This window comes from Streptomyces sp. NBC_00454, from assembly GCF_041434015.1.
GTDB lineage: Bacteria > Actinomycetota > Actinomycetes > Streptomycetales > Streptomycetaceae > Streptomyces.
This window is the reverse complement of record NZ_CP107907.1, coordinates 4187653-4207697: the sequence shown is the minus strand read 5'-3', so window position 1 is coordinate 4207697 and position 20045 is coordinate 4187653. Positions and strand designations below refer to the sequence as shown.

Here is a 20045-nt window from a genome sequence, read left to right as displayed (position 1 = left end):
CCTCTCGCATTCGACCTCTCGTACTCGACCTCAAGCACTCGACTTCTCGCACCGTAAGGAAATAGCGATGACCAATTCGGCCGGGGCGCCTCTTCGGATTACTGGAAAGACCAGGCTGTTCGCCGTGCTCGGGGATCCCGTGGCCCAGGTGCGCGCCCCGGAAATGCTGAACCCGGTCTTCGCCGCCCTGGGCGTGGACGCCGTGCTCGTCCCCGTGGAGGCCCCGGTGGGCAGCCTGGGGGAGGTCGTACGGGGGCTGCAGCGCTCGGGGAACGTGGACGGACTGTTCATCACCGTCCCGCACAAGGACGCCGTCCGCCGGTTCGCCGACGTGTGCAGCCCGGCCGTGGACCTGGCGGGCAGCGCGAACGTGATGCGCCGCGGCCAGGACGGCCGCTGGTACGCGGAGAACTTCGACGGGGCGGGCTTCGTCTCCGGGCTGGTCGGCTCCGGGCACCCCCCGATGGGCCGGCGGGCCGTCCTGGTCGGCGCGGGCGGTGCGGGCAGCGCCATCGCGGCGGCCCTGATGACGGCGGGCGTGGCCCGCCTCGACGTCTGCGATCTCGACGCGGGCCGGGTCAAGGGGGTCGTGGAGCGGCTGCGGCGGCACTGGCCCGACCGGATCTCCGGCGGCCCCACCGCCGACCTGGGCGCGGCCGACCTCGTGGTCAACGCGACCCCGCTGGGGCTGCGGCCCGGCGACCCGCTGCCCTTCGACCCCCGGGAGCTGGCACCGGGGACGCTGGTCGCCGACATCATCATGACCCCGCGCGAGACCGCGCTCCTGCGGGCCGCGGCCGGGCTGGGGCTGCCGGTGCACCACGGGCACCACATGCTGGAGCACCAGCTCCACCTGTACCGCGAGTTCTTCGGACTGGGCCGGGCCACGGCACGGGCGGAGGCACCGGCAGGAGCGCCGGCAGGGGCACGGGCGGGTGATGGGCACCGGATTGCCGGATGATGGACGGCGCCTTCATACCGTGCCCGTATGAATCCGACCGTCGACGCACGGGTGGAGGCGCCGTCCTCGGCCCTCCGGCTTCCCGATCCCATTGATGCCCTAGTCGCCGAAGCGGTGGCCCGCCCGGCCTCGCAGCAGCCCGAGTGGCCCGACGCGCAGGCGGCTGCGGCGGCCAGGGACACCCTGACCACCATGCCGCCGCTCGTCATGCCCGGCGAGGTGGACCGGCTCCAGGGGCTGCTCACCGAGGTGGCGCGCGGCAAGGCCTTCCTGCTCCAGGCCGGAGACTGTGCGGAGACGTTCGCGGGCAACACCGAGTCGCACGTGACCGCGAACATCCGCACGCTGCTGCAGATGGCCGTCGTCCTCACCTACGCGGCCAGCATGCCGGTGGTCAAGGTCGGCCGGATCGCCGGCCAGTACGCCAAGCCCCGCTCCAACAGCACGGACGCGCTGGGCCTGCCCGTCTACCGCGGCGACATCATCAACTCGCTGGAGCCCAACCCCGGCGCCCGGGTCCCCGACCCGAACCGCATGCTGCGCGCCTACGCCAACTCCGCGGCCTCCCTGAACCTGGTCCGCGCCATGGCCGGCTCCGGCCTCGCCGACCTGGGCCTGGTGCACGACTGGAACCGCGACTTCGTCCGCAGTTCGCCGGCCGGCGAGCGCTACGAGGCCCTGGCCGGGGAGATCGACCGCGGCCTCAGCTTCATCTCCGCCTCCGGCGCCGACCACGGCGCGCTGCACAGCACCGAGATCTACGCCAGCCACGAGGCCCTGCTCCTGGAGTACGAGCACGGCCTGCTGCGCCACGCGGCCTCGCCGCACGGCGAGTCCCGGCTGTACGGGCTCTCCTCGCACTTCCTGTGGATCGGCGAGCGCACCCGTCAGCTGGACGGCGCGCACGTGGCGCTGGCCTCCATGCTGGCGAACCCGATCGGTCTCAAGCTCGGTCCGGGCACCACCCCAGAGCAGGCCGTCGAGTACGTGGAGCGGCTCGACCCCGACAACGTGCCCGGCCGCCTCACCCTCATCACCCGGATGGGCAACGGCAAGGTCCGCGACGTCCTTCCGTCGATCGTGGAGAAGGTCGAGGCCTCCGGCCACCAGGTGGTGTGGCAGTGCGACCCGATGCACGGCAACACCCACGAGGCCGCCAGCGGCTACAAGACCCGCCACTTCGACCGGATCCTCGACGAGGTCAAGGGCTTCTTCGAGGTGCACAAGGCCCTGGGCAGCCACCCGGGCGGCCTGCACATCGAACTGACCGGCGACGACGTCACCGAATGCCTGGGCGGCGCCCAGGAGATCTCCGAGGAATCCCTCGCAGAGCGCTATGAGACCAGCTGCGACCCGCGACTGAATCCCCAGCAGTCCGTGGAGCTGGCCTTCCTCGTGGCCGAGATGCTCCAAGCCTGATCCCTGGACCCCCGCCAGGGGGCAGGAGCAACGCCGGCCACGCGAAGGGGGTGCCTGGGACACCGGGCACCCCCTTCGCCGCATCCGTTCCATCCGCTCGGCAGAGGGGAGAACGCCAGGAACGCACACGCAACTGATACGGGAAACGACGAAGGGCCGGACACCACTCCTCAGGTGGTGTCCGGCCCTTCGTGCTGCTTCGATACCGCTCGGCCGGTCAATCGGCCGGAACGGTGATCGCGGTGAGCAACAGCCCGCCGGTCGCGCTCCAGTTGCCTTCGAGGCTGTCGTACCACTTGCCGCCGAAGACCAGCCCCGGCACCAGCAGCCGGGCCCGCAGGGTCCCGTTGAACGGGTCGATGGTGATCGCCGCGTCCGTGAACTCCAGCCTGACCCCGGTGGCCGGGAACGTGGCCTTGTAGACCGACTCCTTCGCGCTGAAGAGCAGCCGGTCCCAGGCGATCTGCGGGCGGGCCCGCAGGAGCCTGCGTACGTGCGCCTGCTCGCCCGGCAGCGCGATGGTCTCCAGGAGACCGGCCGCCAAAGGCTGCGCGGGCTCGGCGTCGATGCCGATCGCCGTGATGTGCCGGCGCAGGCCGAGCACCCCCGCGCGGTAGCCCACGCAGTGGGTCATGCTGCCCACGACGCCCTCAGGCCACTGCGGGGCACCCCGGGCACCAGGAAGCAGCGGCACCGGCTCGATGCCGAGTTCCGCCATGGCGCGCCGCGCGCACATCCGTACCGTCGTGAACTCGCGCCGGCGCACCGGCAGCGCGTTCGCGATCCGGGCGGCCTCCTCGGCGAACAGGAACCCGCCGGGCGGGTCCCCGAACTCCTCCGCGTAGGCCACGGTGTCGGGAAGCAGGGCCGCGATCACGGCGCACCTCCCGGGGCCGGGAGGATCTGCACCGGCCACGTCCGTCCCGACCCGTACAGGCGCCGCTCCCGGGGGTAGCCCAGCGAGGCCTCGACGAAGGGCACGCCGTCGTGCCAGGTGGTCCGCGGGATGTGCAGGTGTCCGTACACCACCGCGCTCGCCCGGTACTTCAGGTGCCAGTCGGCGGTCCGCTCGGTGCCGCACCACTGGGCGAACTCCGGATGCCGCAGCACCGCGGTCTCCTCCCGCCGCAGCGGGAAGTGGTTGACCAGCACCACGGGCACGTCGGGGTCCAGCCCGGCCAGCCGTTCTTCCGTGTAGGCCAGCCGCGCCCGGCACCAGTCGTCCCGGCTCGGATGGGGGTCGGGGTGCAGCAGGTACTCGTCGTTGCACACCACCCCCGCCTCGTGGGCGCGGGCCAGGGACTCCTCCTTGGTGGCCGTGCCCGGGGCGCGGAAGGTGTAGTCGTAGAGCAGGAACAGGGGAGCGACGACGGCCGGACCCGAACCGCCCGCACCCGGCCACACCGGATACGGGTCCTCTGGCGTCAGCACGCCGACGGACCTGCAGAACTCGACGAGGTGGCGGTAGCGCCCCTCGCCCCGCAGGGTGTTCGGATCCTTGGGATGCGTCCACAACTCGTGATTGCCCGGAGCCCAGATGACCTGCTCGAAGCGGGTGGCCAGCAGGGCCAGGCCCCACTCCACGTCGGCGATGAGCTCGCCGACGTCGCCGGCGACGATCAGCCAGTCCGCGTCGGACGTGGGTCGCACGTCCTCCACGATGGCCCGATTGTCGCTGTATGCCACATGCAGATCACTGACCGCCAGGAGCCTGGCACTCATTCGGCGAAGCGGACGGGCGAGAACCAGGCTCGCACCGAGGCCGGTACCGGCACCTCGCCGAGTCTCCGCTGTGGCGGCCGGACATAGGCCCGGAGGTTTCCCGTGAATATGTCGAGAGCCGCGTCGCGCGCCGCGCCGAGATCACTGGTGGGCGCGGCTGCCGCATCTCCCGACGGCACGCGATCAGCGTACGGAGCCACTGTGTCGGATGGTCGAGCGTGCATGAATACCGCCTTACTGGCAGGCCGCGAACTAGAACTATGGAAAAGGTAGAAGCAGCGGCCATCGGCAGGATCCCCTAGCGCACCCCTGAATTTCCCGGCGGAATGGAATTGGATTCGTACTCCCGGCCCATCGGGGCCGGTCTGCTGAATTCGGTCGGTCGGCTGACGGGACGGCCCGCCTCAGACCAGCTGCGGCTGGCGGCCCAGCAGGCGCGGCTCCTGGTTGAGGATCGAGCGCTCCAGGGACTGGAGTTCCTGGGACGGGTCCAGTCCGTGCACCTCGACCAGTTCCCGGCGGGTTCGCCGGTAGACGGCGAGCGCCTCGGACTGCCGGCCGCAGCGGTAGAGCGCGAGCATCAGGTGGCGGCAGAGCCGTTCCCGGGTGGGCACCGCGGCCGCGACCCGGTCCAGTTCGCAGGCCAGCTCGAAGTGGCGTCCCAGCTCCAGCTCGGCCGTCGCCCAGTCCTCGTAGACCGCCATCCGCTCGCGGTCCAGCTGTGCGAAGGCCGGCCAGCGGATGCCCGCCTCGGCGAGGTCCACGAGCACCGAGTCCCGCCACAGGCCCAGGGCTTCGGAGAGGGTGGCCGACGCGGCCTCCGGAAGTCCCGCCGTCAGCTCGGCCCGGCCCCGGGTCGCGAGCATCCGGAACCGTACGGAGTCCACGGCCTGCGGGTCGATGTGGAGCATGTAGCCCGGGTTGGCGGTGTCGAGGCGCGGACGGCCGTCGGGGCCCTCGTGCTCGGCGAGCATCCTGCGGATCCCGGAGATGGCGTTCTGCACCATCTTCCGCGAGGTCACCGGTGCCTCGTCACCCCACAGGGCGCCGACGATGCGGCTCGTGGCGACCACCTTGTTCGGGTGGAGCAGCAGATAGCCGAGGGTGCTCCGCTGGACGACTCCGCCCAACGCCACAGTTCCCTCGCTACCCACCACTTCGAGTGGTCCCAGAATGTTGAATCGCATGATGCCCCCTCTTTCGTGGCGGTACGTGTACTAGGCGACGCTGGAGAGAATCGTGCTGCCCCCCGCAGCTTGCGGCCTTCCCGGGGTGGAGCCCCGTTCCGGTCACAACACGAGGAAAGCCGACCCCCTCGTTGTCCGGAAGCCCGGACGGCACCGGCCAATCAACGCGGCCGCCCGCGGACAGCAGAGCGGGGGCCGGACCGCGGACGGTCCGGCCCCCGCTCGGGGAGTGCTCGGTCAGGTGGAGCCGGGCTCACGCAAGGAGCTTCGCCTTGGCCTTGTCGAACTCCTCCGCCGTGAGGTCGCCCTTGTCCTTCAGGGAGGACAGCTTGGCCAGCTCCTCCGCCGGGCTGTGGCGCGGGGCGCCGCCCGCCGCCTTCTGGACGTAGTCCTGGAAGGCCTTCTCGCGCTCCTCGGCTTGTTTCACGTCCCGCTGGCCCATGCTGCGGCCGCGGACGACGAGGTAGACGAAGACTCCGATGTACGGCAGCAGGAGGACCAGGATCAGCCAGCCCGCCTTGGCCCAGCCGTGCAGCTCGTGGTCGCGGAAGATGTCCGTGATCACCTTGAACAGCAGGAAGAACCACATGACCCACAGGAACAGCCAGAGCATCGTCCAGAACAGGTTGAGCAGCGGATAGTCGTCCACGCGGCACTCCGATCACATAAGGGACAGATCAATTCATACCGCCCGGATGGGTGATCCGCACTCGGAGTAGCCGCTCCGCCGTACGCGGGGGACCATGAGGACATGCAGGAGCGCTCCCGCGACGGGGTCGGCGCGCCGAGCCGGGTGGCCGCGGCCGGGGAAGGCATCGGCCAGGACGAGCTGGCGCTCGCCGCGCGCAACCACGGGCTGCCGCTGGAAGCCATGCGGTACGAGGTCACGCCCGCCGGGCTGCACTACGTACTGGTCCACTACGACATCCCCGACACCCTCACCGAGGTCGAGTCCGACACCTGGCGGCTCACCGTCCACGGCCACCTGCGCATCCCCCTGCGACTGGGCCTGCGGGAGCTGCGCGCACTGCCCGCCGTGACCCGCCGGGTCACCATGGAGTGCGCCGGCAACGGACGGGCCCGGCTCTCCCCGCGCCCGGTCAGCCAGCCCTGGCTGGTGGAGGCGGTGGGAACGGCCGACTGGACGGGGGTGCCGCTGCGCACCGTCCTGGCGGAGGCGGGCGTCGCGGCGGACGCCGTGGAAGCGGTGTTCACCGGAGCCGACCACGGAGTCGAACGGGGCGTCGAGCAGGACTACCGGCGCAGCCTGCCGCTGCCCGTGGACGCGGACGTCCTGCTCGCCCACACGATGAACGGCGGGCCGCTGCCCCCGCAGCACGGGTATCCGCTGCGGCTGGTCGTACCCGGCTGGTACGGGATGGCGCACGTGAAGTGGCTGCGGGACATCGAGCTCGTCGACGCCCCCTTCCGCGGGTTCCAGCAGGCCGTCGCCTACCGCTACCGGCAGAGCCCCGAAGACCCCGGCGACCCCGTCACCCGGATCGCGCCGCGCGCCCTGCTGATTCCGCCGGGCTTCCCCGACTTCATGTCCCGCACCCGCGTCGTGCACCCCGGCCCCGTGCGGCTGCGCGGACGCGCCTGGTCGGGCTACGGGGCGGTCGTGCGCGTGGAGTTCAGTTCCGACGGGGGTCGGGGCTGGGCCGACGCCGAGCTGCGGCCGCGGGGAGCGCACCCGTACGCCTGGCAGGGCTGGCACGCCGACTGGACGGCCACCCCGGGCAGCCACACCCTCCTGGTCCGCGCCACCGACGGCTCCGGCCGCACCCAGCCCCTCGAACAGCCCTGGAACCGGGGCGGCTTCGGCAACAACCTGGTCCAGTCGGTCCCCGTGGTCTGCTGCTGACCGACCCCGACCCCTTGCCACACCGGCCCTCTTCCCATGAAACTGACGAACCGTCAGGTTTTTCGTCAGGGATGTGCGAGGAGAGGAACCGAGGATGCAGACCATCTGGCTCGGCGGACCCGAATGGGTCGCCGTTCTGCGGATCGGGCTCGGGCTGTGGTGGCTGGAGAGCTGGCGGCACAAGGACAAGAAGGACTGGTTCGGCGGGGGCGGCATCCGCTGGGCCGCCGGGGTCGCCGAGAAGCACCGCTGGGCGTTCGTCACGCGCGGCTTCGACCTCGTCGTCAAGCCCTACCCGCGTTTCATGGCCTACCTGGTCGCCTACGCCGAACTGGCCCTCGGACTGGGCCTCATCGCCGGATTCCTGACCCCGATAGCCCTGGTCGCCGGGCTGCTGCTCAACCTGATCTACCTGGTCCTGATGATCCACGACTGGGGCGAGCAGGGCCAGAACCTGATGATGGCCCTGATCTCCGTGGCCGCGTTCTTCGCCATGGGCTGGCAGGTCTGGTCCCTGGACAACGCGCTGGGCCTGTTCTGACCCGACGGGCCACCATCCCCCGGTGGGCGGCGCCGACGCCGACGGGCACCGCCCACCGGGGGACGGCCACCGCGACGCCGGCCCCCGCCGGCCGGGAGACCTCAGCCCTGCCGGTCCAGCGGGTTGGCCGCGATGCGCTCCTTCGCGCCGCCCGCGACGTAGGCCGCCGCCGCGCACTTGGGCTTGCGCTCCGCCTGGTCCGCGACCAGCGCGAAGAAGGCGTCGCCGAAGCCCAGGCGCGGGTACTGCGCCAGGAGCCGTTCGGTGAAGGCCGGGTCGAAGTCGGCGAGGCCCAGGCCGGAGACGTCCGCGCTGGTGCCGACCTGGAGCAGGTGGCTCTCCGCGTCCTCCTCCGCCGTCACGTCGTCCCGCATGTGCAGCACGATGACCTCCTGCGCCCGCGCCCGCCGCTCGACCGGCCAGCCCAGCCCCGCCGTCAGGACCCGGGCCACGTGACCGCCCGCCTCCTCGAAGGGCAGGGTGTGGCTGTCGAAGGGCGCGGTCAGGCCGAGATCGTGCACCAGCGCGCTGACGTAGAGGAGCTCACGGTCGAAGACGAGCCCGCGCCGGTCCGCGTACTCGGCCGCGAAGGCGTACGAACGCACGGAGTGGTTCAGCAGCGCCGCGTCCGCGTACTCGGCGGCTGTCTCCAGGGCCGCACGGCCCGACGGGGTGTCAAGTGTCCATGTCTCAAGGGTCATGCGGCGTCAGTGTAGGCGGGGGCCCCGGCGGGGCCGGAAGTCCACCTCCGTCGGGCCCGGGTCCCCCGGCCAGGCCATCAGCCGGGCCGGAGCCGCCGGGGTCTCGGCCAGGACGGTGCCGCGCGAGACCACGTACCGCGGGCGGACCTGGCGGCGGACCGCGTCCGTCGGCGACTCGGCCGCCAGCAGCACGAAGGAGGCGGGAGCGCCCGCCGTGATGCCGTACTCGGAGGGCTCCAGGCCCAGGACGCGCGCCGCGCGCTCGGTCACCATCTCGAAGGCCACCGGGATCTCCTCGGCCCCCGTGAGCTGGGCGGCGTAGATCCCGACGAGGGCGGTCTGGAGCGGATTGCCGGTACCCAGCGGGTTCCAGGGGTCCATCACGTCGTCGTGGCCGAAGGCCACGTTCACGCCCGCCGCCAGCATCTCCTTGACCTGGGTGAGGCCGCGCCGCTTGGGGTAGGCGTCGAAGCGGCCCTGGAGGCCCAGGTTGGCGAAGGGGTTGCAGACGAGGTTGATCCCGGAACGCGACAGCAGCCGCTGGAGTTTGTAGCTGTACGCGCCGCCGTAGGAGCCCATCGCCGTCGTGTGCGAGGCCGTCGCGCGCTCGCGCAGCCCCGAGCGCAGCGCGAGCGCGGCCAGCACCTCCACGAAGCGCGACTGCTCGTCGTCGATCTCGTCGCAGTGCGCGTCGATCCGCAGTCCGTGCTCCTCGGCGAGCGCGAAGGCGATCGACAGCGAGGCCACCCCGTCCTCCCGGGTGTCCTCGAAGTGCGGGATCGCGCCGACCACGTCCGCCCCGCGCCGGACCGCCTCGCGCAGCAGCTCCGCGCCGCCGGGGAAGGAGACGATGCCCTCCTGCGGGAAGGCGACGATCTGCAGGGTCATCACGTCCCGGACCCGGTCACGCACCTCCAGCAGCGCGTCGAGCGCGGTCAGCGCCGGATCGGTGACATCGCAGTGGGTGCGCACGTGCAGGACGCCCTGCGCCGCCTGCCAGCGCAGCACCTCGGTGGCCCGCGCGATCACGTCCTCGCGGGTCAGGGTCCGCTTGCGTTCGCTCCAGCAGGCGATGCCCTCCCAGAGGGTCCCGGAGGCGTTCGGGCGCGGATCCCCGGCCGTCAGCGCGGTGTCCAGGTGGATGTGCGGCTCGACGAAGGGGGCGCTGAGCAGGCCGCCGTGGGCCTCGATCAGCACCCCCGTCACCGGTGGTTCCTTCTGATCGTCGTACGGGAGCACGCGCGCGATCCGCCCGTCCTCCGCGACCTCGACGTCGTACAGGCCCTCGCCGTGCAGGAGCCGGGCACCCCGGACGATCATCCGCATGCCGTCAGCCTACGCACGCCGGGGCCCGGCCGAGCCGATTCAGCCCCGCTTCGACTGGGCCTTCTGCTGCATGCCCCGCGTCTTCGCGGCGACCGACTGCACGTCTCTGACGGCGGCCTTGGCGCGCGCCTCGGCCGCCGTGTTCTTCGCCATCGCACGCTCGGAATCCTGGTGGGCGTGCTGACCGGTACGCGCCTTCTTCGCCATGACCGCTACTCCTCGGGCGGGACGGACAAATCTTCGTACGCAGACCACCTTGCGCCCGTTCGGTCCAGTCGGCATCTTGGGCCATCGGGTTACATGGGGGCATGACTGACGACACCGCCGACGCGACCGCCGCCGTTCCCGACTGGGAGAAGCGCTTCCGGGCCCCCCGGGTGGGACTGCCCGACTGGGCCGAGGACGCGCCCGACCGCTCGCTCTTCGTCTCCAACGCGACCGGGACCTTCGAGCTCTACGCCTGGGACCGTGCCACCGGCACGCAGCGGCAGGCCACGGACCGGCCCAACGGCACCACCGACGGGGCGCTCTCCCCCGACGGCGAGTGGATCTGGTGGTTCTCCGACACCGACGGCGACGAGTTCGGCACCTGGGTGCGCCAGCCCTTCGCGGGCGGCCCCGACGAGCCGGCCACCCCCGGGCTGGAGCCCTCCTACCCCTCCGGGCTGGCCATCGGGCGCGACGGGACGACCGTGGTCGGGCGTTCCACCGACGAGGACGGCACCACCATCCACGTCGTGCGGCCCGACGGGACGGAGCCCACCGTCGTCTACCGGCACCGCGAGTCGGCCGGGGTCGGCGACCTGTCCCGCGACGGGACGCTGCTCGCCGTCGAGCACACCGAGCACGGTGACGCCATGCACTCGGCGCTGCGCGTGCTCACCCTGGACGGCGCCACCGTCGCCGAGCTGGACGACTCCAAGGGCGGTACCGAGGAGCTGGGCCTCAGCGTGCTCGGCTTCGCGCCCGTCGAGGGCGACACCCGGCTGCTCGTCGGGCACCAGCGGCGCGGCCGGTGGGAGCCGATGGTCTGGGACGTGACGGCCGGCACCGAGGAGGAGCTGGCCGTCGATCTGCCGGGCGACGTCGGCGCCGAGTGGTACCCCGACGGGTCCGCGCTGCTGATCGACCACAGCTACGAGGCGCGCAGCGAGCTGTTCCGCTACGACCTGGCCGCACGGGAGCTCGTACGGCTGGACACGCCGCCCGGGACGGTGTCGGGGGCCACGGCGCGGCCCGACGGGTCGGTGGAGTACCAGTGGTCCTCGGCGGCCGAGCCCTCGGCCGTGCGCTCGACGGCGGGCGGGGTCGTCCTGGACCCGCCCGGCTTCCGGCCGCCCGGCTCCGTACCCGTCGAGGACGTGTGGGTGGAGGGTCCCGGCGGGCGGATCCACGCCCTCGCCCAGCGGCCCCAGGGCCACGGGGACGGCCCCTTCCCGACCGTCTTCGAGATCCACGGCGGGCCCACCTGGCACGACAGCGACGCCTTCGCCGCCACCCCGGCGGCCTGGCTCGACCACGGCTTCGCGGTGGTCCGGGTCAACTACCGCGGCTCGACCGGCTACGGCCGCGAGTGGACCGACGCCCTCAAGCACCGCGTCGGCCTCATCGAGCTGGAGGACATCGACGCCGTACGGGAATGGGCGGTCGCCTCGGGCCTCGCGGACCCGGCCCGCCTCGTGCTGTCCGGCGGCTCCTGGGGCGGCTACCTGACCCTGCTGGGCCTCGGCACGCAGCCCGGCGCCTGGGCGGTGGGCCTGGCCGCCGTGCCGGTCGCCGACTACGTGGCGGCCTACCACGACGAGATGGAGGCGCTGAAGTCCCTGGACCGCACCCTCTTCGGCGGCACCCCGGAAGAGGTCCCGGAGCGCTTCGAGGCCTCCTCGCCGCTGACGTACGTGGACGCGGTGAAGGCGCCCGTCCACATCGCGGCGGGCCTCAACGACCCCCGCTGCCCGATCCGGCAGATCGAGAACTACGTGGACCGGCTCGCGGCGCGCGGGGCGGAGCACGAGGTCTACCGCTACGACGCCGGACACGGCTCGCTCGTCGTCGACGAGCGGATCAAGCAGGTCCGCATGGAGATCGACTTCGTGCTGAAGCACCTGCCGCGGTAGCCCCGCGGCGGCCCCGGCCCCGGTGAACCGGTGCACCCCCCGTACGGTGGTGGGGTGCACCGGTTTCTCCTGACCCCGCGCTGGTGGGGGATCAATCTCTTCGTCGTCCTCGGCGTGCCCTTCTGCCTGTTCATGGGCACCTGGCAGCTCGGCCGGTTCGAGGACCGCGTCGCCACGCACGAGGAGGCGACCAGCGCGCGCCCCGCCGACCGGGCGGCCGCCCCGCTGGACTCGCTGCTCCCGGTGGACAAGAACACCTCCGGACGGCTCGCCTCCGTCTCCGGCGAGTACGCCGACCAGCTGCTCGTCCCCGAGCGGCGGCTCGACGGGAAGTCCGGCTTCTACGTCCTGACCCTGCTCAGGACCGACACCGGCAAGGCCGTTCCCGTGGTCCGGGGCTGGCTTCCGGGCGCGCCGGACGCGGGCCGGGCTCCGGCGGCGCCGACCGGGCGGGTCGAGGTGACGGGTGCGCTGCAGGCCTCGGAGAGCTCCAGCAGCAAGGGCGTCTACTCCTCGGGCGGGCTCCCGGCCGGGCAGCTCGGCGTGATCGGGTCGGCCTCGCTCGTCAACATCGTGCCCTACGGCCTCTACGATGCCTGGCTGACCGTGCAGACCCCGGCCGACGGGATGCTCCCGGTGCCGGCGCAGGCTCCGGTCAACACCGGGCTCGACCTCAAGGCCTTCCAGAACCTCGGCTACACCGGCGAGTGGTTCGTCTTCGCCGCGTTCGTGCTGTTCATGTGGTTCCGGCTCTACCGGCGCGAGGTGGAGACCCTGCGCGACGCGGAGGCCGGGCTCCTGGAGGAGCCGGAGCCCGGGCCCGGTCCGGCGGAGCAGCCGCAGCCCGCGGGGACCGCTGCCTCGGCCGCGGGGACTGCCGGACCGGCCAAGGACTAAGGCTTCGCCGGCTCCGCCAGCGGGATGACGCCCGTCCGGTAGACCGTCCCGCCGCACGCGTCGGGGATCGTCGTCTGTGTGGTCGGTGCCCCCGGCAGCGCCGTGCTGGGCGTGTGCGACACCTCCACACCCACCGGATCCGGCGCCGGCGCCGGCGGGTGGGGCTCCGGGTCCTTCGCGATCGCCGAGCCCCCGTCCGCGCTCGCCGCCGCGTCCGCCGAGCCGCCCTTCGGGGGCGTGGATCCGGCCGAACCGCCGCTCGGCGCCTCGCTCGCCGCCGTACAGCCCTGCCCCGAGGGCACCCAGGCGAAGCGGACCTCGTACGCCGCGTTCGGCGCGAGCAGCATCAGCGGGGCCTCCGCCGAAGGGTCGGGCAGCAGCCCGGTCGCCGGATCGCCCGTGGCGTGGCCGACGACGGCCACCCCGGAGCCCGTCCCGCCGGGGCCGGAGCCCGCCGCCTCGGCGGTCACGGTGTCCGGGCCCAGGACCGTGCAGCCCCGGGCCGAGACGTTGGTGACCTTGAAACTGCCGTAGACCTTGCCGTCCGCCTCCGGGGGGCGGGCGCTGCCCGACACCCCGAGCTGTCCTGCGACGCAGCCGGGGACGCCCGGGGCCGCCGGCGGGGGCAGCATGCCGCTGCCCGCGATGGCCGAGCCGTCGGGGAGGGTGACCGCGCCGCCGGACGGGCCGGTCCCGGGCTGGCCGGAGCCGGGGAACCCGGTGCCGGACGGAGCGGGCACGGCGCCGGTGGTCCCGCCCGCGCCCTGGCCCGTACCCGGGGACGGGGCGGCCTTCGGGCCGGTGGTGGCGCCGTTCTGGTGCGGGTCGGAGGGGCCGTCCTGCTGGCCGTGGCCCTGCTGGCCGTGGCCCGCCATGGCCGAGTGGTCGGTGGACTCGCTCCTGACCCCGCTCATGTGCAGGGCCGCCGGGACGGCGGTCCCCACCAGCAGCGTGGCCGCTGCGGCGGCCACGAGGACCTGCCGCTTGCGGGCCCGGCGCACGGGTACGGCGTACCGCAGCCGCTCCAGCGCGTCGCCGGCGGGCTGGATCCCGCCGACGGCCCCGCGCATCAGCTCCCGGAGCGCCTTCTCGTCGCGGCTCGCCATCGTGTCCTCGTGCTCGTTCATGACTGCGCAGCCTCCATCGCCACCCGCAGCGCGGCAATGCCCCGCGATCCGTACGCCTTGACCGAACCGAGCGATATGCCCAGCGTCTCGGCGACCTGGACTTCCGTCATGTCCGCGAAGTAGCGCAGCACCAGCACTTCTCGCTGGCGGCGCTGGAGTCCGCGCATCGATTTGATGAGATCGTCCCGTTCCAGCAGGTCGTAGGCGCCTTCCTCGGCGCTGGCCATGTCCGGCATCGGCTTCGAGAGCAGCTTGAGGCCGAGGATGCGGCGGCGCAGGGCGGAGCGCGAGAGGTTGACGACGGTCTGGCGCAGGTAGGCCAGGGTCTTGTCCCGGTCGCGGACGCGGCTGCGGGCCGAGTGGACCCGGATGAAGGCCTCCTGGACCACGTCCTCGCAGGAGGCGGTGTCGTCGAGGAGCAGCGCGGCGAGGCCGAGGAGCGAGCGGTAGTGGGCCTGGTAGGTCTCGGTGAGGTGGTCGACGGTGGTCCCCGCCACCACCTCGGCGGTACCTGCCACGTCGGCGGCCCCGGCCACATTGGCGGCCCCGGCCTCGTACGCGGGACCGGCCCCGTATGCGGGACCGGACGCCTGCGCGGGCCCGGTGCTCCCGGTGGCCTCCGCGCTATCGCGGGGGCCGGGCACTCGGCCACCCCGGATCGGAACTGCCGAGGCTTCGGGCAGTGCGGGAACGATCACGGTGAGGCCGCCGGGTGTACGCGACCGCGGGCGCGGCGGGATCGTCCCGATACGCACCGGTTTGACCGGGAAGTCCAGCAATGCTTCTGCCACGCCAGTTGGACACGCGTCCCCCCATCAGGGTTGTACGCGCGGGGCAGACTGATCGGCGTCGTTCCCATTGCCCTCATGCGTAGCAGTTCTCCCCCGCGGCCCCTTCGCTCGAGGCGGCCTCCGGGTCATCACCTTGGTCAGGGGATCACTGATGATCCTACAAAGCGAAAGGGCCGAAATCTGCCGCGATCAGCTCCGCGGTGTGTGTGGCGTTCAGCGCAGAGCCCTGGCACAGGTTGTCCGCGCAGACGAAGAACTCCAGCGCACGCGGGTCGTCGAGCGAGGCCCGCACCCGCCCCACCCAGGCCGGATCCGTGCCCGCGGCGTCCGAAGGGGTCGGAAACTCCCCCGCCGCCGGATCGTCCACGAGGACCACCCCGGGCGCGGATTCCAGGATCTCCCGGGCGTGACCGGCATCCACCTCGGCCTCGAAGCGGGCCCGCACGGTCAGCGAATGCCCGGCCAGTACGGGGACCAGTACGCAGGTCACCGCGACCGGCAGCTCCGCCAGGTCCAGGATCCGGCGCACCTGCGCCCGTACGGCCAGCTCGTGCGAGGACCAGCCGCCCTCGCGCAGCTCGCCGGACCAGGGCACGACGTTGAGCGCGAGCGGAGCCGCGAAGGGGCCGGTGTCCTCGCCCACGGCACGGCGTACGTCCCCGGGCTGCTCCCCCAGGGTGGTTCCGGCGACCAGCGACAGCTGGCGGCGCAGCGCCTCGGAGCCGGCCCGCCCTTCGGCGCTCGCGGCCTGGTAGGTGGAGACGGCCAGGTCGGCCAGCGCGTACTCGGCGTGCAGCGCGCCCAGCGCCGCGATCATCGCGGCGGTCACGGAGTCGGGACCGGCGACGATCCCGCGCGGCCGGATCCGCGCCGCGTGCGCGTTCACCTCGGGCACCACCAGCGGCACCTCGGGGTCCTCCCGGAACGCCGCGGACTGGTCCACGACGACGACACCGCGTGCGGTGACCACGGGAGCCCACCGGGCCGAGACCTCGGCCGGGGTGAGGAAGAGCGCGACATCGCCCGCGCCGAGGCCGTCGAAGGCATCCTCGGTGAGGGCGAGCACCTCAACCTCCTCGGTGCGCACGGCCAGCCGTCGGCCGGCCGAGCGCGAGGAGGCGATCAGTCGTATGTCGCCCCAGACGTCCGCCCGCTGCGAGAGCAGCCGGAGCACGATGGAGCCGACCGCTCCGGTCGCCCCGACCACGGCGAGTGCCGGAGCCGGGGCCGACCGGGCAGCGGTCATCGTCCGGAGCCTCCGTAGACGACGGCTTCGTCGCTGTCGGAGTCGAGGCCGAAGGCCGTGTGCACGGCGCGGACGGCCTCGTTGACGTCGTCCTGGCGGGTCACGACCGAGATGCGGATCTCGGAGGTCGAGATCAGCTCGATGTTGACGCCCGCGTCGGACAGCGCCTGGAAGAACGAGGCGGTGACGCCCGGGTTCGTCTTCATGCCCGCGCCGACCAGGGAGATCTTGCCGATCTGGTCGTCGTAGCGCAGGGAGTCGAAGCCGATGGTGCCCTTCGCCTTCTCCAGGGCGTCGATGGCCTTGTGGCCCTCGGTCTTGGGAAGGGTGAAGGAGATGTCCGTCAGGCCCGTGGAGGCGGCGGACACGTTCTGCACGATCATGTCGATGTTGATCTCGGCGTCCGCGATGGCACGGAAGATCGCCGCGGCCTCGCCCGGCTTGTCCGGAACGCCGACGACCGTGATCTTGGCTTCGGAGACGTCGTGAGCGACTCCGGAGATGATGGCGTGCTCCACCTGCTCTGCCCCTTGCGGATTCTCGTTGCTGACCCAGGTGCCCGGCAGTCCCGAGAAGGACGAGCGGACGTGGATCGGGATGTTGTAGCGGCGTGCGTACTCGACGCAGCGGTGCAGCAGCACCTTGGAACCGGAAGCCGCGAGCTCCAGCATGTCCTCGGAGGCGATCCAGTCGATCTTCTTCGCCTTCTTCACGACGCGGGGGTCCGCGGTGAAGACTCCGTCGACATCGGTGTAGATCTCGCAGACCTCGGCGTCCAGCGCCGCGGCGAGCGCGACGGCGGTCGTGTCCGAGCCGCCGCGGCCCAGGGTGGTGATGTCCTTGCTGTCCGCCGACACGCCCTGGAAGCCGGCGACGATGGCGATGTTGCCCTCGTCCAGCGCAGTGCGGATACGGCCCGGCGTGACATCGATGATGCGCGCTTTGTTGTGGACCGAGTCGGTGATGACGCCTGCCTGGCTACCGGTGAACGACTGGGCCTCGTGGCCCAGGTTTTTGATCGCCATGGCCAGCAGGGCCATGGAGATCCGCTCTCCGGCGGTCAGCAGCATGTCGAATTCGCGCCCGGCAGGCATGGGTGAAACCTGCTCGGCGAGATCGATCAGCTCGTCCGTCGTGTCGCCCATCGCGGAAACCACGACGACCACCTGGTGGCCGTTCTTCTTGGCATCCACAATTCGCTTGGCGACGCGCTTGATGCCCTCGGCATCGGCTACGGAGGAGCCTCCGTACTTCTGCACGACAAGGCCCACGTGCGCTCCTCGCTCAGTCCGTCTCATTGCTGGTGCAGTCTAACGAGCGCCCGGGATCCGACCGCCTCGTACCACATCATGAGACGAAAAGATCAAAGAATGGGTTCCCCCGCCGCTGATCTTTTACTTGCGGCCTTACTTGATCGCCTTGCTTGATCGTCTTACTTGAGTCCCAGCCCGCCGAGCTCCTCGGCCATGACCTTGCCCGCCTGCTCGGCGAGGTCGTCCTCGGCCAGGTCCTCGTCGGTGTCCAGCCCATCCAGGGCCTCCAGCGGCTGGTCCAGCCGTACGTGCGCCACGAGCGACTGCAGGGCGCGCAGGGTCGCCGATGCGGTCGGGCCCCAGTTGGTGAAGTACGAGAACTGCCACCACCACAGGGCTTCGGTGACCCGGTCCGCCTGGTAGTGGATGAGGCCGTGCCGCAGGTCGGCCACCACGTCGGCCAGGTCGTCGGAGATCCGGTGCGCCACCGGGGCCTTGCGCGGCTCGTAGGGGTCGAAGACCTCGGAGTAGACGTCGACCGGCTCCAGCATCAGCGCGAACCGCTCGCGCAGGTCGTCCACATCCGGCTCGGGGCCCAGGTCGGGCTCGTAGCGCTCGTCGGGCAGGACGTCCTGGTACGCGCCCAGCCGGCCGCCCGCCAGCAGCAGCTGGGACACCTCCAGGAGGAGGAAGGGCACCGCGCTGTCCGGGTCCTCGCCCTTGGCCACCTCGGTGACCGCGACGATGAAGGACTCGATCTGGTCCGCGATCGAGCCCGCGAAATCGTCCGGGTCCAGACCGAGGGCGTGCAGCGTTGCGTCAGACATCGAGAAGTCGCCTTCCTTCAAAGGCCCGCCCGAGCGTGACCTCGTCCGCGTACTCCAGATCTCCCCCGACGGGGAGCCCGCTGGCCAGGCGGGTGACCTTGAGGCCCATGGGCTTGATCATGCGCGCGAGGTACGTGGCGGTCGCCTCGCCCTCCAGGTTCGGGTCGGTCGCCAGGATCAGCTCGGTAACCGCGCCGTCCGCCAGCCGCGCCAGCAGCTCCCGGATGCGCAGGTCGTCCGGGCCGACGCCCTCGATCGGGCTGATCGCACCGCCGAGGACGTGGTACCGGCCCCGGAACTCGCGGGTCCGCTCGATCGCGACCACATCCTTCGACTCCTCGACCACACAGATGACCGACAGGTCGCGGCGCGGGTCGCGGCAGATGTTGCACCGCTCCTCCTGCGCCACGTTCCCGCACACCGCGCAGAACCGGACCTTGTCCTTGACCTCCAGCAGCGCGTGCGCGAGGCGGCGGACATCGGTGGGCTCGGCCTGCAGGATGTGGAAGGCGATCCGCTGCGCGCTCTTGGGCCCGACGCCGGGCAGCCTGCCCAGTTCGTCGATCAGGTCCTGGACCACGCCTTCGTACAACGGACTGCCTTCTTTCGGTGTGCGGTTCTCGGGGTGTTGCGGAAGTTGAAGATTAGAAGGGAAGGCCGGGGATACCGCTGCCGCCGCCCAGCCCCTGGGCCAGCGGGCCCAGCTTCTGCTGCTGGAGCGCCTGCGCATTCTCGTTGGCCGCCTGGACCGCCGCGACCACCAGGTCCGCGAGCGTCTCCGTGTCCTCGGGGTCCACGGCCTTCGGGTCGATCACCAGCGCGCGCAGTTCACCGGAACCGGTCACGGTCGCCCTGACGAGTCCGCCGCCGGCCTGGCCCTCGACCTCGGCCCGCGCCAGCTCTTCCTGGGCGACGGCGAGATCCTGCTGCATCTTCTGGGCCTGCTGGAGCAGCTGCTGCATGTTGGGCTGACCACCACCGGGAATCACAGGTCACTCACTCCGTAGCGTCGTCGCGTGGGTGCCACGCGTGCGTTCCAAGCACCGGCGGCTTGGCCAATCCGAGCCTACGTGCTCCCCGGGCGCCGCGCCCTACGCCGTGAGGACCAACTCTTTCGAGTGAGAGACGAGGCGTGCGCGTACCTGATGGAGCCCTCCTTGCGGGCGGAAAACCCGGGATTCGTTGCCCACCGCGCCCCATTCGAAGGTAGGAAGAGCATGCGCACCATTGCGCACACGCGCACCACCACACGTCAGCGCAGGCAGAGGGAGTGCCCGGGTGAGTCAGCCGGAGATGCAGCCCGAGGGGCCACCCCGGGATCCCGCAGAGGACGGCGACCTTACCGGCCGGCCGTTCCCTCTCGGGGACTGGGGCGAGCCCGCCGAGCGGCTCGACGAGCTCTACCGGCGGGTCGAGGCCGACGCGCTGCGCACCGCCGAGTGGTACCTGTCCGACCGTGCCTGGAAACGCCGCGGGGCCCGGATCCTGCGGGCCGGAGCCGCCGCGGGCGCGATCACGGGCGCCGCGATGCCGCTGCTGGAGCTGACCGGCTCGGCCCCCGGCGCGGCCTCCTACGGCTACCTCTCGCTGCTCCTGGCGGCCGCCTGCCTGGCCTGCGACCGGTTCTTCGGCCTGACCTCGGGCTGGATGCGGAGCGTGGCCACGGCCCAGGCCGTGCAGCGCCGGCTCCAGACCCTGCAGTTCGACTGGGCCTCGGAGAACGTGCGGGAGGTCCTGGGCCCGACGGAGGGCACCGCGAGCGAAGCCGCCGAGCGGTGCCTCACGGTGCTGCGGCGCTTCTCCGAGGACATCACGGAGCTGGTCCGCTCGGAGACGGCCGACTGGATGGTGGAATTCCGCACCGGCCCCGCCCCCCTGATGATGCAGTCCCTGGGCGGCTCCACGTCCCGCCCGGACACCGGCCTCCCCCCACCCCGCTTCCCCCTCCCCCCGGGCACCCGCCCCAACATGCCCCGCCAGAGACCCCCGGAGCAGCCGCGATGAGCTGATACCCAGCCCCGCCGGCGTTTGAGGCGCGGGGTCCGGGGCGGAGCCCCGGGGGGTCC

General features: G+C 71.9%; 21 protein-coding genes. 7 read left to right on the top strand and 14 right to left on the bottom strand.

Features of this window, described 5'->3' with window-relative positions:
- Positions 1-124: 124 nt before the first annotated feature.
- Both OHU74_RS19645 and OHU74_RS19640 read left to right on the top strand, forming a co-directional pair.
- Positions 125-961, top strand: coding sequence for a shikimate dehydrogenase (locus OHU74_RS19645; RefSeq protein WP_371617125.1), 837 nt, complete (start codon positions 125-127; stop codon positions 959-961).
- Positions 962-988: 27 nt separating this feature from the next.
- Entirely contained in the window at positions 989-2380 is a 1392-nt protein-coding gene (locus OHU74_RS19640) for a class II 3-deoxy-7-phosphoheptulonate synthase (protein ID WP_371617124.1), read from the top strand.
- 217 nt (positions 2381-2597) lie between these two features.
- Here OHU74_RS19640 and OHU74_RS19635 read toward each other — a convergent pair whose 3' ends face one another.
- From OHU74_RS19635 to OHU74_RS19620, 4 genes are all read right to left on the bottom strand, one after another.
- On the bottom strand, positions 2598-3257 hold the full coding sequence (locus tag OHU74_RS19635; protein WP_330297730.1) for a 4'-phosphopantetheinyl transferase superfamily protein: 660 nt from the start codon (positions 3255-3257) through the stop codon (positions 2598-2600).
- A complete protein-coding gene (locus tag OHU74_RS19630) occupies positions 3254-4102 on the bottom strand; it encodes a metallophosphoesterase (protein ID WP_371617123.1) in 849 nt (282 codons plus the stop codon). The genes OHU74_RS19635 and OHU74_RS19630 overlap by 4 nt, the downstream gene beginning before the upstream one ends.
- Positions 4103-4506: 404 nt before the next feature.
- Complete coding sequence (locus tag OHU74_RS19625) at positions 4507-5289, bottom strand: BTAD domain-containing putative transcriptional regulator (protein ID WP_371617122.1); 783 nt, start codon at positions 5287-5289, stop codon at positions 4507-4509.
- Positions 5290-5542: 253 nt separating this feature from the next.
- On the bottom strand, positions 5543-5938 hold the full coding sequence (locus OHU74_RS19620) for an SHOCT domain-containing protein (RefSeq protein ID WP_371617121.1): 396 nt from the start codon (positions 5936-5938) through the stop codon (positions 5543-5545).
- Positions 5939-6040: 102 nt separating this feature from the next.
- Between OHU74_RS19620 and OHU74_RS19615 the strand changes: the two genes are divergently transcribed.
- Both OHU74_RS19615 and OHU74_RS19610 read left to right on the top strand, forming a co-directional pair.
- On the top strand, positions 6041-7153 hold the full coding sequence (locus tag OHU74_RS19615) for a sulfite oxidase (protein ID WP_371617120.1): 1113 nt from the start codon (positions 6041-6043) through the stop codon (positions 7151-7153).
- A gap of 94 nt (positions 7154-7247) precedes the next feature.
- Positions 7248-7694, top strand: coding sequence for a DoxX family protein (locus tag OHU74_RS19610; RefSeq protein ID WP_330297724.1), 447 nt, complete (start codon positions 7248-7250; stop codon positions 7692-7694).
- A 101-nt stretch (positions 7695-7795) separates the two neighbouring features.
- On the opposite strand, the gene OHU74_RS19605 is transcribed toward OHU74_RS19610, so the two are convergent.
- From OHU74_RS19605 to OHU74_RS19595, 3 genes are read right to left on the bottom strand one after another with little or no spacing between them, the layout of a single operon-like run.
- Entirely contained in the window at positions 7796-8395 is a 600-nt protein-coding gene (locus tag OHU74_RS19605; protein ID WP_371617119.1) for an HD domain-containing protein, read from the bottom strand.
- 6 nt (positions 8396-8401) lie between these two features.
- The gene (gene codA, locus OHU74_RS19600; RefSeq protein WP_371617118.1) at positions 8402-9721 is read right to left on the bottom strand and encodes a cytosine deaminase; all 1320 of its coding nucleotides are present in this window, start codon (positions 9719-9721) and stop codon (positions 8402-8404) included.
- A gap of 39 nt (positions 9722-9760) precedes the next feature.
- Positions 9761-9928, bottom strand: coding sequence for a hypothetical protein (locus OHU74_RS19595; protein WP_371617117.1), 168 nt, complete (start codon positions 9926-9928; stop codon positions 9761-9763).
- 101 nt (positions 9929-10029) lie between these two features.
- Between OHU74_RS19595 and OHU74_RS19590 the strand changes: the two genes are divergently transcribed.
- Complete coding sequence (locus OHU74_RS19590; RefSeq protein WP_371617116.1) at positions 10030-11838, top strand: prolyl oligopeptidase family serine peptidase; 1809 nt, start codon at positions 10030-10032, stop codon at positions 11836-11838.
- A gap of 54 nt (positions 11839-11892) precedes the next feature.
- Positions 11893-12735 (top strand): SURF1 family protein, encoded by an 843-nt coding sequence (locus tag OHU74_RS19585; RefSeq protein ID WP_371617115.1) that lies wholly within the window; start codon positions 11893-11895, stop codon positions 12733-12735.
- Here OHU74_RS19585 and OHU74_RS19580 read toward each other — a convergent pair.
- From OHU74_RS19580 to OHU74_RS19550, 7 genes are all read right to left on the bottom strand, one after another.
- Positions 12732-13862 (bottom strand): hypothetical protein, encoded by a 1131-nt coding sequence (locus tag OHU74_RS19580; RefSeq protein WP_371617114.1) that lies wholly within the window; start codon positions 13860-13862, stop codon positions 12732-12734. The two genes, OHU74_RS19585 and OHU74_RS19580, sit on opposite strands and share 4 nt — an antisense overlap.
- Entirely contained in the window at positions 13859-14602 is a 744-nt protein-coding gene (locus OHU74_RS19575) for a SigE family RNA polymerase sigma factor (RefSeq protein ID WP_371619735.1), read from the bottom strand. The genes OHU74_RS19580 and OHU74_RS19575 overlap by 4 nt, the downstream gene beginning before the upstream one ends.
- 208 nt (positions 14603-14810) lie before the next feature.
- Entirely contained in the window at positions 14811-15899 is a 1089-nt protein-coding gene (locus OHU74_RS19570) for an aspartate-semialdehyde dehydrogenase (protein WP_371617113.1), read from the bottom strand.
- The gene (locus OHU74_RS19565; protein WP_371617112.1) at positions 15896-17170 is read right to left on the bottom strand and encodes an aspartate kinase; all 1275 of its coding nucleotides are present in this window, start codon (positions 17168-17170) and stop codon (positions 15896-15898) included. Before OHU74_RS19565 ends, OHU74_RS19570 begins: the two co-directional genes overlap by 4 nt.
- A 161-nt stretch (positions 17171-17331) precedes the next feature.
- The gene (locus OHU74_RS19560; protein ID WP_330297711.1) at positions 17332-17979 is read right to left on the bottom strand and encodes a DUF5063 domain-containing protein; all 648 of its coding nucleotides are present in this window, start codon (positions 17977-17979) and stop codon (positions 17332-17334) included.
- Complete coding sequence (recR, locus tag OHU74_RS19555) at positions 17972-18571, bottom strand: recombination mediator RecR (protein WP_330297710.1); 600 nt, start codon at positions 18569-18571, stop codon at positions 17972-17974. Before recR ends, OHU74_RS19560 begins: the two co-directional genes overlap by 8 nt.
- A 52-nt stretch (positions 18572-18623) precedes the next feature.
- The gene (locus OHU74_RS19550) at positions 18624-18968 is read right to left on the bottom strand and encodes a YbaB/EbfC family nucleoid-associated protein (protein ID WP_330297709.1); all 345 of its coding nucleotides are present in this window, start codon (positions 18966-18968) and stop codon (positions 18624-18626) included.
- 289 nt (positions 18969-19257) lie between these two features.
- On the opposite strand from OHU74_RS19550, the gene OHU74_RS19545 reads away from it, so the two are divergent.
- A complete protein-coding gene (locus OHU74_RS19545) occupies positions 19258-19983 on the top strand; it encodes an SLATT domain-containing protein (RefSeq protein WP_371617111.1) in 726 nt (241 codons plus the stop codon).
- Positions 19984-20045: the final 62 nt, after the last annotated feature.

Bases quoted from the DNA above. Each gene is read 5' to 3' on its own strand.
- OHU74_RS19640 (WP_371617124.1), top strand. From the start codon at position 989: ATGAATCCGACCGTCGACGCACGGGTGGAGGCGCCGTCCTCGGCCCTC.
- OHU74_RS19630 (WP_371617123.1), bottom strand. From the start codon at position 4,102: ATGAGTGCCAGGCTCCTGGCGGTCAGTGATCTGCATGTGGCATACAGC.
- OHU74_RS19625 (WP_371617122.1), bottom strand. From the start codon at position 5,289: ATGCGATTCAACATTCTGGGACCACTCGAAGTGGTGGGTAGCGAGGGA.
- OHU74_RS19615 (WP_371617120.1), top strand. From the start codon at position 6,041: ATGCAGGAGCGCTCCCGCGACGGGGTCGGCGCGCCGAGCCGGGTGGCC.
- OHU74_RS19610 (WP_330297724.1), top strand. From the start codon at position 7,248: ATGCAGACCATCTGGCTCGGCGGACCCGAATGGGTCGCCGTTCTGCGG.
- OHU74_RS19605 (WP_371617119.1), bottom strand. From the start codon at position 8,395: ATGACCCTTGAGACATGGACACTTGACACCCCGTCGGGCCGTGCGGCC.
- codA (WP_371617118.1), bottom strand. From the start codon at position 9,721: ATGCGGATGATCGTCCGGGGTGCCCGGCTCCTGCACGGCGAGGGCCTG.
- OHU74_RS19595 (WP_371617117.1), bottom strand. From the start codon at position 9,928: ATGGCGAAGAAGGCGCGTACCGGTCAGCACGCCCACCAGGATTCCGAG.
- OHU74_RS19590 (WP_371617116.1), top strand. From the start codon at position 10,030: ATGACTGACGACACCGCCGACGCGACCGCCGCCGTTCCCGACTGGGAG.
- OHU74_RS19580 (WP_371617114.1), bottom strand. From the start codon at position 13,862: ATGAACGAGCACGAGGACACGATGGCGAGCCGCGACGAGAAGGCGCTC.
- OHU74_RS19570 (WP_371617113.1), bottom strand. From the start codon at position 15,899: ATGACCGCTGCCCGGTCGGCCCCGGCTCCGGCACTCGCCGTGGTCGGG.
- OHU74_RS19560 (WP_330297711.1), bottom strand. From the start codon at position 17,979: ATGTCTGACGCAACGCTGCACGCCCTCGGTCTGGACCCGGACGATTTC.